A 12,866-nucleotide genomic window follows, 5' to 3' on the forward strand; every position below is an offset into this window, starting at 1 on the left:
CCAAGCGATGTCCCCGACGCCGAGCGCCTTGACCAGCAATCCGCCCGGCGAAGGGATTCGCGATTTGCTGCGCGACACCGCGCTGCTGGTGACCACCCTGGCCTCGGGCGGACACACGCAGGACGCGCAAGCGTTGCGCGAGCGCTGCAAGCAATTGGTCGAACAGTTCGCGAACGATCTGGCACGACGCGGCTTTCCGGACGACGTGCGCAACGAGGCGCGGATCGCACAATGCGGCTTGCTCGACGAAGCCGCGCTGCGGTATTTGCCGAGCGAATTTCGATCCGGATGGGAACACACACCGCTGCAAGTGGAGCAGTTCCATCTACATGACGCCGGCGAGCGCGTATTCGAGCGGCTCGATGCACGCCTGCTCGAAGCGTCGCCGCCCATCGCGCTGCTCGAGTGCTATGCGGCGATCCTCGGCATGGGCTTCGCCGGCCGATATGCCCGCTCCCGCGCGGCTGAACGAATCGTCTTGATCGAAGCGCTGAACGCCCGGCTCGAATCGCTGCAGGCCTCCCCGGATCGTCCGCTCATGACGCATCGCGGCGGCCGACGCGCGGCGGACTGGCTTCACCGGCTGTCGCCCTGGGCGATCGCTGGCATCGCCTGCGTTGTCGCGGCCATCACGTGGGGTGCGTGGTCCAGCGCACTCGATGCGCAGCTTGCGCATCTCGTTTCGGCCAAGGCCGCGCGCCCGTGAAATCCGGCCTCTCTGCTCTCGCCGAGGCGTCGACGCGCCGATCCGGCCGACCCGATCGCGGCCACGAAGGGCTCGGGTATCCGGCCCGCCTCGTGATCGCGTTCGCGGCGGCACTGGCGCTCGTCGTGATCTGGCGCGTGCTTCGGCTCGACGCCGGCACCGCCTGGGCGCTGTCGGCGATCGTCGGGCTCGCCATGTTCGCGCTGATCGGATGGCACACGCACCGGATAGCCGGCGCGCGCCGCCAAAGCGCGCACGTGCTTTCCACCCTGGGCGCCGCGACGGCGGACGTGCCGATCAGGCTGCGCACCCGCATGCCGCTCGTGCTCGTAACCGGCGACGGGCTGCCCGAGTTGTTCGACCGAGCGGGCGAAATTCGGCATGTGCTGATTGGCGATGGCGCCATCTGGCTGCGCGTGGATCAACCGCAAGACCTGCCGCAGCTTGCCGTTGCGGTCAGGCAATGGCGCGACGGACGCGCCCCCGACGGCGTCGTGCTGTCGGTCGCACCGGCCTTGCATGCGGAAGCCGACGTGGTGACGCAGACGTTGCGCGCGGTTCGGCAAGCCACCGGCGACGCGGCCCGAATGCTGGGCACGCGACTGCCGGGCTATGTCGCCGTGTATCAACGGCTCGCGCCCGGCCCCTTCGGTATGGCGCCACCACGGTGGTACGGCATGTCCTCGGCTGCGCCTCTGGCGGGCAACGCATGCTTCGAGCCGGCGATACGGGCGGCGGAACGCGAAGTCCTGCACGCGAAAGGCGATCACGGCGCCGCGACCCGCGCCGCCGCGCTGGCGTCGCTCATCGCATGGACACGGCGCGCCGTATTCGACGCATTGACCGATCGGCAACAGCCAGCGCCGCCGTGGTTGCTGTGCGGAGCCGGCTGGATCGATTGCGGCCCCGCGAGCCAACCGGGCAATCCGTGGACGCGCGATGTCGAGATGCGGACCCGGATAGCACGCGCGGCCTCCTCGGCCTCGCCAACGCCGTGGCCCCTGCCGCAGCCGCTGATCGAAGCAATGCCGCCGCGACACTGGAGATCGCCGCGCCTGGCCGCCGCAGGCCACGCGCTCGCCCTGCTGGCCTGTGCGGCGACCGTCGCGACTTGGGGCGCGGCGAACAACAACGAAAGCCTGATGAAGCGCATCGACACCGATCTCGGCCGCTACTCGGCGATCCCGGCCGACCACGATGCGGCAAGACGCGATGCGCGGCGGGTGCTGGTCGCGCACCGGGACCAGCTCGACCGCTATGCGCGTGCCGGTACACCGCTGTACCTGTCATTCGGCATGTATCGCGGCGCGGCGCTGTTGCCGCCCTTGAACGACGCGATCGCCTCGTACATGCCACCGCCGCCACCACCCACGCCGCCCGCCGTCGTCACGCTCGACAGCATGTCGCTGTTCGACAGCGGCCGCGCGCGCCTGAAGCCCGGCTCGAACCGCGCAATGATCGGCGCGCTCGACATGATCAAGGCGCATCCCCACAAGCGGATTCTCGTCGCCGGCTACACCGACGACGTCGGCAGCCCCGGCAGCAACGAAGCGCTTTCGACGGCACGCGCGCAGGCCGTGCGCGACTGGCTGGTCGACGCATCGGGCATCCCGGCCACGCGCTTTGCCATCCAGGGCTACGGCATGACGCGGCCGATCGCGAGCAACGCAACGCCCGACGGACGCGCCCGGAACCGCCGCGTGGAAATCACCCTGGTTCCGGATGCAAGGCAGTCAACAACGGATTAGGCCCCCGACGCGTTCCGATCGAGGGTTTGGGAAGCCCGGAGGCTGGCTCCGGGCAAGATAAGTAGTGCGAACAGGGAGTAAGAAGATGGCAATTCCGGCCTACATGTGGCTCAAGGACGATGGCGGCGCCGATATCAAGGGTTCGGTGACGGTGCAGGATCGCGAAGGCAGCGTCGAGCTGGTCGCGTTCGACCACGGCGTGCATATCCCGACCGACGGCAATACCGGCAAGCTGACCGGCACGCGGGTCCACAAGCCGATTACGTTGACGAAGGAAACCGATGCGTCGACGCCGTATCTGTACAAGGCCGTGACGAGCGGCCAGACGCTCAAGTCGGTCGAGATCAAGTGGTACAGGATCGACGACGCCGGCAAGGAGAAGGAGTACTTCAACACGCAGCTCGACAACGTGAAGGTCGTCGCCGTGAATCCGGTCATGCACGACATCAAGAACCCGGCCTACGAGAAGCACAACCACCTCGAAAAAATCGAGTTGCGCTACGAAACGATCACCTGGTCGTACAAGGACGGCAACATCATTCACAAGGACAGCTGGAACGAGCGCTCCTGAGCGCGTTACCTCGCAATCGAACCGCCGCCCCCCTGGCGGTTCCCTGGCCGGCCTGACGCGTTCAGGTTGGCTTTTTTACCAAGGCACGCCCGGCCCTCTACACCGACATGACCTCCCGAGACACGACTCACCTGCTTCGCCGGCTCAACCCGCACTGTGCCCAGGCGCTCGAAGCCGCCGTCAGCCTGTGCCAGACGCGTCTCGCGGACGAAATCACGGTCGAGCATTGGCTGCTGAAGCTGATCGAAGCACGCGACGGCGACATCCCGGCCATTCTCCGGCACTACGACGTCGATCTCGATAGCGTCTGGGATTCCCTGCTCGCCTCGATCGCGCATCTGCCCCGCAACCTGCGCGGCAAGCCCGCCCTCTCGCCGCAACTGGCGACCGTGCTTCAGGACGCATGGCAGCACGCCGCGTCTGACGCCGATGAAGCGCCGATCCGGTCCGGCAATCTGCTGCAGGCGATCGTCGATACGCCGCATGTGCTGCGTACGCACCATGCCTGGCCGCTGCTGTCCATCGGCAGCGCGCAGATCCGCCGCCTTCTGCCGCGCCTGGCACATCGGTCCTGCGAGAGCGCACGACCGGACGACATCGAGGCCGCCGCTGACGATCAAGCCATGGCGCAATCGGACAGCCCCACCCCGGAAACGTCCACGCACGCGGCCGCCGCTACGCCGAGCCCCCATCGCACCACGGACGGCGACGCCCTCACACGCTTCGCGACCGACCTGACCGCCATGGCGCGCGCCGGCACCATCGACCCGGTGCTCGGCCGCGATCGCGAAATCCAGCAGATGGTCGACGTGCTCGCACGGCGGCGCAAGAACAACCCGATCCTCGTCGGCGAGCCCGGCGTCGGCAAGACGGCGCTGGTCGAAGGCCTGGCGCTGCGTGTCGCCGAAGGGAGCGTGCCGAACGTGATTCGCGACGTGCGCATCCTGACGCTCGACCTGGGCCTGCTGCAGGCCGGCGCCGGCGTGAAGGGGGAGTTCGAGCAGCGCCTGAAGAACGTCATCGACGAGGTTCGGGCCTCGCCGGTGCCGGTCCTGCTCTTCATCGACGAGGCGCACACCCTGATCGGCGCGGGCAACGCGCCCGGCGGCGCCGACGCCGCGAACCTGCTCAAGCCCGCGCTCGCACGCGGCGAACTGCACACGATCGCCGCCACCACCTGGTCGGAATACAAGGCATTCTTCGAGCGCGACGCCGCGCTCGAACGCCGCTTCCAGCGCATCAAGGTGGACGAGCCCGACGACGATGCCGCCTGCCTGATGTTGCGCGGCCTGAAGCCGCGCTACGCGCAATACCACGACGTGCATATTCGCGACGATGCGCTGGTCGCGGCCGTGAAGCTGTCGCGTCGCTATCTCCCCGCCCGGCAACTGCCGGACAAGGCGGTGGACCTGATCGACACGGCCGCCGCACGCGTGCGGATCGGACTCGAATCGCCGCCTGCGCAATTGCAACGGGCGGCAGCCACGATCCGCGCACTCGAACTGGAGCAGGCGACGCTCGATGCCGATGCACAGGCAGGCCTCGGCGATATCGCGATGCGGCGCACGAAGCTCGCGAGCGCGTTGACCGACGCACGCCAGGCCCTCGCGAGCGCACAAGCCCGCCATGCCGACGAACTCGCTCGGGTCCGCCTGATCCACCAGCATCGCGCCGAGCACCGTGAAAACGGCACGCCGCCCGATACCGCTGCGCTCGACGAGGCAACACGCCAGTTGGCCGACCTTCAGGGCCAGACGCCGCTGGTCTCGGTCGATGTCGACGCGGCGGCCGTGGCGCGCATCGTCGCGGAATGGACGGGCGTGCCGGTCGGCAACCTGATGGAGGACGAACTGCTGCGCCTGCTGAACCTCGAACGGCAGCTGAGCGCGCGCGTGGTGGCGCAGGACGATGCGCTGGCGGCGCTCGCGGAAAGCCTGCGCACGGCGAAAGCCGGCCTCAAGAGCGAACACGCGCCGCTGGGCGTGTTTCTGCTGGTCGGGCCGTCGGGCGTCGGCAAGACCGAAACGGCGCTGGCGCTGGCCGATCTGATGTTCGGCGGCGAAGCCGCGCTCACCACCCTCAACATGTCGGAATACCAGGAAGCGCATTCGGTGTCGCAATTGAAGGGAGCGCCGCCGGGTTATGTCGGCTACGGCCGCGGCGGCATCCTGACCGAAGCCGTGCGGCAACGTCCCTACGGCGTCGTGCTGCTCGACGAAGTCGAGAAGGCTCACCGCGACGTGCTCGACATGTTCTACCAGGTGTTCGATCGCGGCACGATGCGCGACGGCGAGGGGCGCGAGATCGACTTCCGCCACTGCGTGATCCTGATGACCTCGAACCTCGGCAGCGCCCGGATCGACGCGCTCACTGCCGATGAACCCGGCATCGCCCAGCCGGCGTTGCTCGACGCCATTCACCCGCAGTTGGTGGCGCACTTCCAGCCCGCGTTGCTCGCGCGCTTCCAGTCGCTCGTCTACCGCCCGCTCGATGCCGATGCCCTGGCCTCGATCGTGCGGCTCAAGCTCGCGAAGATCGCCGAGCGCCTGCGCCGGCAGCACGACGTCGAACTGAGCTGCGACGAAGCGCTGATCGGCGCGCTGGCCGAGCGTTGCCTCGCACGCGAATCCGGCGCCCGCAACGTCGATGCGTTTCTCAATCAGCGGGTCCTGCCGGCCGTATCGCGTGAATTGCTGGCGCGCATGGCCAGCGGCACCGCGCCCTCGGCCATCCTGCTGTCGAGCTCGGACACCGGCGACCTGACGATCGACTTCGTCGACCGACAGGCTGCCACGTGTGTCACCGCATAGCGAGAGGCCACACCATGCAGGCAGGCCCCTCGCTCTACGACATGTTGCTCGGCCAGATCGGCGGCGAGCCGCTCGACGCCTACGACGACCAGACGCTCGAATGCATGAGCGTGCAGCACAACGTGCAACGGATTCTGAACACGCGTGCGGGGGCGCTCAAGCATCTGCCGGACTACGGGTTACCCGATCTGACCAACATCTACAAGGCGCTACCGGCCTCGGCCCATCTGCTCCGGCAGCAGATGGAAACGACGCTCCTGAAATACGAGCCGCGCATCCGCTCGATCGACGTCGATCTGCTCGACAACGACGATCCGGGCGTGCTGGTCAACTTCGAGATGACATGCCATCTGAAGAAGGCCGGGCTGGTGCGGTTCGGTACGTACTTCGAGCCGCCGGGCCGCATGCGAGTGAAACGCCGGGTGACGGAGCGCGGCTAGCCGCACCGCCTGTCTCACGCCCGCTCCGGCGCCGGCCCCAAATGCGCCCACAAAAACCCGAAATCGGCCGCATCGGATTGCGCGCGTTCGAGATCGTCGGCGCTGCCGTGGCCCCCATCGGTATTTTCCCAATACCACACCTGCTCGTGACCGAGCGACTGCATCAGCGCGGCCATCTTGCGCGCATGCGCCGGATGCACGCGATCATCACGCGTCGAGGTCGCCAGCAGTAACGGCGGATACATCACATCGCCACGCACGCGGTGGTACGGCGAATACGCGGCAAGCGCCGCGCCTTGTTGCGCATCGTCGGGGTCGCCGTACTCGTCGAGCCAGGCCGCGCCCGCATGCAGCTTCGGATAACGCCGCATGTCGAGCAGCGGCACCTGGCACAGCACCGCGCCGAACAGCTCGGGGCGCTGCACCATGCAGGCCGCGACCAGCAGGCCGCCGTTGCTGCCGCCTTCGATGCCGAGTTGCGCGGCCGTGGTCACGCCGCTCGCGGCCAGATGCTCGGCCACCGCGATGAAATCGTCGAACGAGCGCTGACGGTGCTCGCGTTGTGCATCGGTATGCCAGCGCGAGCCGAACTCGCCGCCGCCGCGAATATGCGCGAACGCCGCCACGCCGCCGCGTTCGAGCCAGGCGATGCCGAGCGCGTCGCTGTAGGCCGGCAGGTTCGGAATCGCGAAGCCGCCATAGCCCGACAGCAAGCAAGGCCGCGCCGTGCGCCGCACCTGCCCGGCCGCGTCGGTCACGCCGTCGAGCGCATCGCGCGGGCCGATCAGCGTATAGGGCACCTCGGTGCCGTCACGCGAGCGCGTCATCGCGCGGCGCACCACGAGTTCGCTCGCCTCGAATTGCACGGGCGGCCGATCGAGCAGCACGCGGCGCGACGCGGCATCGTCGGCGCGGTCGGCCAGATCGGCGAGCCAGCATTCGGGCGGATCGAGGAAGGTATCGACATCGACGAAGATCTCGTCGTTCAGCGTCGATTCGATCGGCTCGATGTCGATCTCGGCCTCCTTCGGCCAGGCGAACGCGCGCGAGGTCCACTGCCACTCGCCGGCCGCATCCTGCACGGGCTGCCAGAGCAGCGTGCGGTTGCGCACGTCGTCGAGCCAACTGGCGATCAGCGTGGTGTGCGTGTGCGTCCAGGTGCAGGCGGAGGTGGACGGCCCCGGCGCGAACAGCGTCGTGAACGTGCGCGAGCCGGCCAGGAACGCGTCCTCGCGAATCGCCAGCAGCGATCCGCCGGTATGCAGCACGCCCTCGCACGCCCAGTCGAGGCGCGGCTCCAGCACCAGCCAGCCATGCCAGAAGCCCACCCCCACCTGCGCGGGCACGTCGTAGCGCAGCCATTCGCCACCCGCGCCGAGCCGGTAGGTGTGCACGTCGAAGAAATCGACGCTGCGCCAGGCCGTATGGCGCCCCTCCACCGGATCGAAGCCGGCGCCGGCGCTGATGTCGTCGCGCTCGCCGCGAAACACCACCGGGGCGGCGTCGAGCGGCGTGCCGCGCGTCCAGCGCCGCGCCTCGTACGGGTAGCCGGCGTCGGTGACGGCATCCTCGTCGCGTTCCCAGCTCACGTAGACGGTGTCCCGGTCGATCCAGTCGACGGTGTGATTGCCGGGCTCGTCGATGCGGAAACCGTCCTCGACGAAGCAGCGCCGTTCGAGGTCGAACTCGCGGATCACGACTGCATCGGCGCCCCCCGGCGACAACGACAGCAGCGCGCGATCCCCATCGGGATAGAGGATCGCATCCTGCTCGAACACCCACGATTCATGCTCCTGCGCGCCGAGCGCATCGACGTCGAGCAGCACCTGCCAGTCCGGCCGGCCGGCGCGCCAGTCGTCCCAGCGCGCGCGGCGCCAGAGGCCCTTCGGATGCAGGTCGTCCTGCCAGAGGTCGTAGGCCCAGTCGCGCCAGCGCGCCGGAATCACGGGCCGCTCGCGCGGCAGATAGGCCTTGGCGAGCCGCGCCGACAGCGCGGTGAACGCCGCATCGTTGCGCAGCGCGGCATGGGTGCGCGCGTTCTGCTCGTCGACCCAGGTGCGGGCACGGCGGCTGTCGAGCGATTCGAGGAATTTGAACGGATCCGGCCCGTCGGGCCAGTGGGACGTATCGGACATCGAGAGGTTCGGACTGAAAGCAAACCCCGATTATGTCCGATCGCGATGCGGGCAGCGGAAAACCGCCCTGGAGATGAAGACCCCGCGCGAACGCAAGCAAGCGGCGGCCGGCACGCGGCAGCCGATGGCCGCCGCGCACCGCGCCCGCCGCATCACGGCTCCAGATGCAGTTCCTGGATCTTGCGCGTGATGGTGTTGCGGCCGATACCGAGCCGCTCGGCGGCTTCGACCTTGCGGCCTCGCGTGAAGTCGAGCGCCTCGCGGATCACGGCGGCCTCGAAACGGCGCGCCAGCTCGTCCATCACATCGGCCGAGTTCTCGCGCAGCAAGCGTGCGACTTCGCTGCGCAAGCCTTGCTCCCATACCGGGTTGCTCGACGCGGGCGCGGCCACCGCGCCGCTTGCGACCGGTGCGCCGGGCAGCGTGGCGGCGGCCATGCCGTTCGGCAACGCGTCGGTGCTGACCGCAATCGTCGCCGGTGTCAGGCCTTCGCCGTGCGCGGCCTGCGCCGGGCCGAGATCGGGCGGCAGATCCTTGATCTCGACCGTCTGCGCCGGCGCCATCACGGTCAGCCAGTTCGCGAGATTCTCGAGCTGGCGCACGTTGCCCGGGAACGGCAGCGAGGTCAGATAGGCCAGCGCCTCGTCCGCCACGCGCTTGGGCTCGACGCCCAGATCGCGCGCGCTCTTCTGCAGGAAGTGGCGCGTGAGCAGCGCGATGTCCTCGCTGCGCTCGCGCAGCGCCGGCAGGCGCAGCCGGATCACGTTGAGACGGTGATACAAGTCCTCGCGGAACAGGCCCTGACGCACGCGCGATTCGAGGTTCTGGTGCGTGGCCGCGATCACCCGCACGTTCGCGCGCTGCGGGTTGTGGCCGCCGACGCGATAGAACTGGCCGTCCGACAGCACGCGCAACAGGCGCGTCTGCAGGTCGAACGGCATGTCGCCGATTTCGTCGAGAAACAGCGTGCCGTTCTCGGCCTGCTCGAAGCGGCCCTGGCGGGTGGTCTGCGCGCCCGTGAACGCGCCGCGCTCATGGCCGAACAGTTCGGATTCGAGCAGATCCTTCGGGATCGCCGCGGTGTTCAGCGCGATGAACGGGCCGTTGGCGCGCGGGCTGTGCCGGTGCAGCGCACGGGCCACCAGCTCCTTGCCGGTGCCCGATTCGCCGGTGATCAGCACCGTGGCGGCCGAGTGCGACAGGCGGCCGATCGCGCGGAACATGTCCTGCATGGCCGGCGCCTGGCCGAGCATCTCGGGCGCGTCGGCGAGCTTGTCGTCCTCGGGCACGCCGCCGCGCAGGCTTTCCTCGACGGCGCGCCGGATCAGCTCGACCGCCTTGTCGACGTCGAACGGCTTGGCGAGATATTCGAACGCGCCGCCCTGGAAGGCGGCCACCGCGCTGTCGAGGTCCGAGAACGCGGTCATGATGATGACGGGCAGCCCGGGCAGCCGCTCGTGCATCGCCTGCAGCAGTTCGAGCCCGGAACCGCCCGGCATCCGGATGTCGGATACCAGCACTTGCGGGGTTTCGTGGTCGAGCGCGGCCAGCGCATCACGCACATTCGAGAAGCTTCGGGTTGCGAAGCTGTCGCGCGCGAGTGCCTTTTCGAGCACCCAGCGGATCGATTGGTCGTCGTCTACTATCCAGATCGGCTTCATAGGTCGGTCAGATGTATCGGTGAGTCGCTGCAAGGCCGCTCAATGATCGAGCGGCAACAAAATCTGAAATTCGGTTCGGCCCGGCCGGCTTTCCACCTCGATCGTGCCTTCGTGCTGCTGCACGAAGGTTTGCGCGAGCGTGAGGCCGAGGCCGCTGCCGTCTTCACGGCCCGAAACCAGCGGGTAGAAAATCCGGTCGCGAATCTCCTCGGGAATGCCGGGACCGTTGTCGATGACGTGGAGATCCAGCGCCAGCTTGAACAGCTTCTTGCCGATCGTGATCTTGCGCGCGATGCGGGTGCGCAACTCGATGCGCGCGTCGCCCTGCGCGATGCGCTCGCGCAGCGCCTGCGCGGCATTGCGCACGATGTTCAGCAGCGCCTGGATCAATTGCTCCTTGTCGCCGCGCAGGTCGGGCACGCTGACGTCGTAGTCGCGCTCGATCGTCAGGCCGCGCGGAAACTCGGCCAGCATCACGGCGCGCACCCGCTCGCACACTTCGTGCACGTTGACGTCGCCGACGATGTGCGGATGCCGGTGCGGTTCGAGCAGCCGGTCGACCAGCGTCTGCAGCCGGTCGGATTCCTTGATGATGACCTGCGTGTACTCGCGCAGCTCGCCGCGCTCGCGCTCGCTCAATTCGAATTCGAGCAGTTGCGCCGCGCCGCGAATGCCGCCGAGCGGATTCTTGATCTCGTGCGCGAGATTGCGGATCAGGTGCTTGTTGACGGCCGTGAGGTCGTGAATGCGCTCCTCGCGGTCGGTGCGCGATTGCCGTTCGTTCTCGAACAGTTCGACCAGCACGTAATCGGGCGCGCCCTCGAGGAAACCGACGATCGCATGCACATGCAACGCCTCGCGGCCTGGCCGTTCGAGCACCGTGTCGAGATGGGTGGCGTGAAAACGCCCTTCGCCGATCGCGGTGATGGTGGTGGCGAGTTCCATCGAATTCGGGAACAGGTCGCTCCACGGCATCTGCGCGAGCTGGCGGCGCGAAATGTCGAGCATCGATTCGGCGGACGGGTTCGCGAACGCAATCTGCAGCGTGCGGCGATCGATCACCAGCACGACCGTCGGCAACGCCTCGAGACCGGTCAGCAGCCCCGAGCGCAGCAGCCGCTCGTCTTCCGACAGCCGCTCCGGCTGTCCTGCCCTGGCCTTGATCAGATTCTTCAGAACCATCTTGCGTGGATGCTCGCGTTTGTCTTGAGAAACCGTGCAATGAAAAAGGGACGGCCGGGAGCCGTCCCTTTCGTGTAGCCGCGGCCGCCGGGCGTGTTTCGCTCCCGGCAAGCCGACGACAGGACGGCGCTTCGTTCGATGACGTGACGAAGCGCCATCGTCACGCTTACAGCGAGTAGTACATCTCGAACTCGATCGGGTGCGTCGTCATGCGGAACTTCGCGAGTTCCTGTTCCTTCAGGCCCAGGTACGCGTCGATCATCGCATCCGTGAACACGCCACCGCGCGTCAGGAATTCGCGATCCTTGTCGAGTGCCTCGAGTGCCTGGTCCAGGCCCGCGCAGACGGTCGGGATCTTTGCATCCTCTTCCGGCGGCAGGTCGTACAGGTTCTTGTCGGCAGCTTCGCCCGGATGGATCTTGTTCTGGATGCCGTCCAGACCTGCCATCAGCAGCGCCGAGAAGCACAGGTACGGGTTGGCCATCGGGTCCGGGAAACGCGTTTCGATACGGCGGCCCTTCGGGTTCGACACGTGCGGAATGCGGATCGAGGCCGAGCGGTTGCGTGCCGAGTAGGCCAGCTTGACCGGTGCTTCGTAGTGCGGGACCAGACGCTTGTACGAGTTCGTCGTCGGGTTCGTGATCGCGTTCAGGGCACGGGCGTGCTTGATGATGCCGCCGATGTAGAACAGCGCCGTTTCCGACAGGCCGGCGTAGCCGTTGCCCGCGAACAGGTTCTGACCGTCCTTCCAGATCGACTGGTGAACGTGCATGCCCGAACCGTTGTCGCCCACCACCGGCTTCGGCATGAACGTGGCCGTCTTGCCGTACGAGTGCGCAACGTTGTGCACGATGTACTTCAGCCATTGCGTCCAGTCGGCGCGCTCGACCAGCGTCGAGAACTTCGTGCCGATTTCGTTCTGGCCCTGGCCCGCCACTTCGTGGTGGTGCACTTCGACCGGGATACCGATCTGTTCGAGCAGCAGGCACATTTCCGAACGGATGTCCTGGAACGTGTCGACCGGCGCGACCGGGAAGTAGCCGCCCTTGGTGCCCGGACGGTGGCCCGTGTTGCCGCCTTCGAAATCCTTGCCCGACGACCACGGGGCTTCTTCGGAATTGATCTTCACGAAGGTGCCCGACATGTCCGTGCTCCACTGGACCGAGTCGAAAATGAAGAATTCCGGTTCCGGACCGAAGTAGGCCGTGTCGCCGATGCCCGTGCTCTTCAGGTAGGCTTCCGCGCGCTTGGCGAGCGAACGCGGGTCGCGCTCGTAGCCCTTGCCGTCGGCCGGCTCGACCACGTCGCAGGTCAGAACCAGGGTCGACTCTTCATAGAACGGGTCGACGAATGCGGCGCTCGGGTCCGGCATCAGCAGCATGTCCGACGCTTCGATCCCCTTCCAGCCCGCGATCGACGAACCGTCGAATGCGTGGCCGCTTTCGAACTTGTCTTCGTCGAACGCCGACACCGGCACCGACACGTGCTGCTCCTTGCCGCGCGTATCCGTGAAGCGGAAATCGACAAACTTGACGTCCTCGTCCTTCACGAGCTGCATGACGTCGGCGACGGTTTTACTCATAACCTCTTCTCCTGATTTGAACAATTCCGGC

General features: G+C 67.4%; 9 protein-coding genes. 5 read left to right on the forward strand and 4 right to left on the reverse strand.

What is annotated here, in order from left to right:
* Nucleotides 1-7 precede the first annotated feature (7 nt).
* The 5 genes from AB4850_RS27240 to tssE all read left to right on the forward strand — a co-directional run bounded on the left by AB4850_RS27240 (nucleotide 8) and on the right by tssE (nucleotide 6,275).
* Nucleotides 8-706, forward strand: coding sequence for a DotU family type IV/VI secretion system protein (locus AB4850_RS27240; protein WP_414442553.1), 699 nt, complete (start codon nucleotides 8-10; stop codon nucleotides 704-706).
* Complete coding sequence (locus AB4850_RS27245; protein WP_414442554.1) at nucleotides 703-2,454, forward strand: OmpA family protein; 1,752 nt, start codon at nucleotides 703-705, stop codon at nucleotides 2,452-2,454. The genes AB4850_RS27240 and AB4850_RS27245 overlap by 4 nt, the downstream gene beginning before the upstream one ends.
* Nucleotides 2,455-2,539: 85 nt before the next feature.
* Nucleotides 2,540-3,025: an Hcp family type VI secretion system effector gene (locus tag AB4850_RS27250; RefSeq protein ID WP_414442555.1), complete on the forward strand. Its 486-nt coding sequence runs from the start codon at nucleotides 2,540-2,542 to the stop codon at nucleotides 3,023-3,025.
* Between the two features lie 107 nt (nucleotides 3,026-3,132).
* Nucleotides 3,133-5,835, forward strand: coding sequence for a type VI secretion system ATPase TssH (gene tssH, locus AB4850_RS27255; RefSeq protein WP_414442556.1), 2,703 nt, complete (start codon nucleotides 3,133-3,135; stop codon nucleotides 5,833-5,835).
* 14 nt (nucleotides 5,836-5,849) lie between these two features.
* Nucleotides 5,850-6,275, forward strand: coding sequence for a type VI secretion system baseplate subunit TssE (tssE, locus tag AB4850_RS27260; protein ID WP_414442557.1), 426 nt, complete (start codon nucleotides 5,850-5,852; stop codon nucleotides 6,273-6,275).
* A gap of 14 nt (nucleotides 6,276-6,289) precedes the next feature.
* Here tssE and AB4850_RS27265 read toward each other — a convergent pair whose 3' ends face one another.
* The 4 genes from AB4850_RS27265 to glnA form a co-directional block, all read right to left on the reverse strand.
* Nucleotides 6,290-8,410 carry a prolyl oligopeptidase family serine peptidase gene (locus AB4850_RS27265; protein ID WP_414442558.1) on the reverse strand — a complete coding sequence of 707 codons (2,121 nt, stop codon included), beginning with the start codon at nucleotides 8,408-8,410 and terminating at the stop codon, nucleotides 6,290-6,292.
* 152 nt (nucleotides 8,411-8,562) lie between these two features.
* The gene (ntrC, locus tag AB4850_RS27270) at nucleotides 8,563-10,071 is read right to left on the reverse strand and encodes a nitrogen regulation protein NR(I) (protein ID WP_414442559.1); all 1,509 of its coding nucleotides are present in this window, start codon (nucleotides 10,069-10,071) and stop codon (nucleotides 8,563-8,565) included.
* A gap of 39 nt (nucleotides 10,072-10,110) precedes the next feature.
* On the reverse strand, nucleotides 10,111-11,253 hold the full coding sequence (gene glnL, locus AB4850_RS27275) for a nitrogen regulation protein NR(II) (RefSeq protein WP_414442560.1): 1,143 nt from the start codon (nucleotides 11,251-11,253) through the stop codon (nucleotides 10,111-10,113).
* A gap of 166 nt (nucleotides 11,254-11,419) precedes the next feature.
* Entirely contained in the window at nucleotides 11,420-12,835 is a 1,416-nt protein-coding gene (gene glnA, locus AB4850_RS27280) for a type I glutamate--ammonia ligase (RefSeq protein ID WP_414442561.1), read from the reverse strand.
* Nucleotides 12,836-12,866 lie beyond the last annotated feature (31 nt).

The sequence above is a fragment of the Burkholderia sp. 22PA0106 genome (assembly GCF_047497155.1).
GTDB lineage: Bacteria > Pseudomonadota > Gammaproteobacteria > Burkholderiales > Burkholderiaceae > Burkholderia.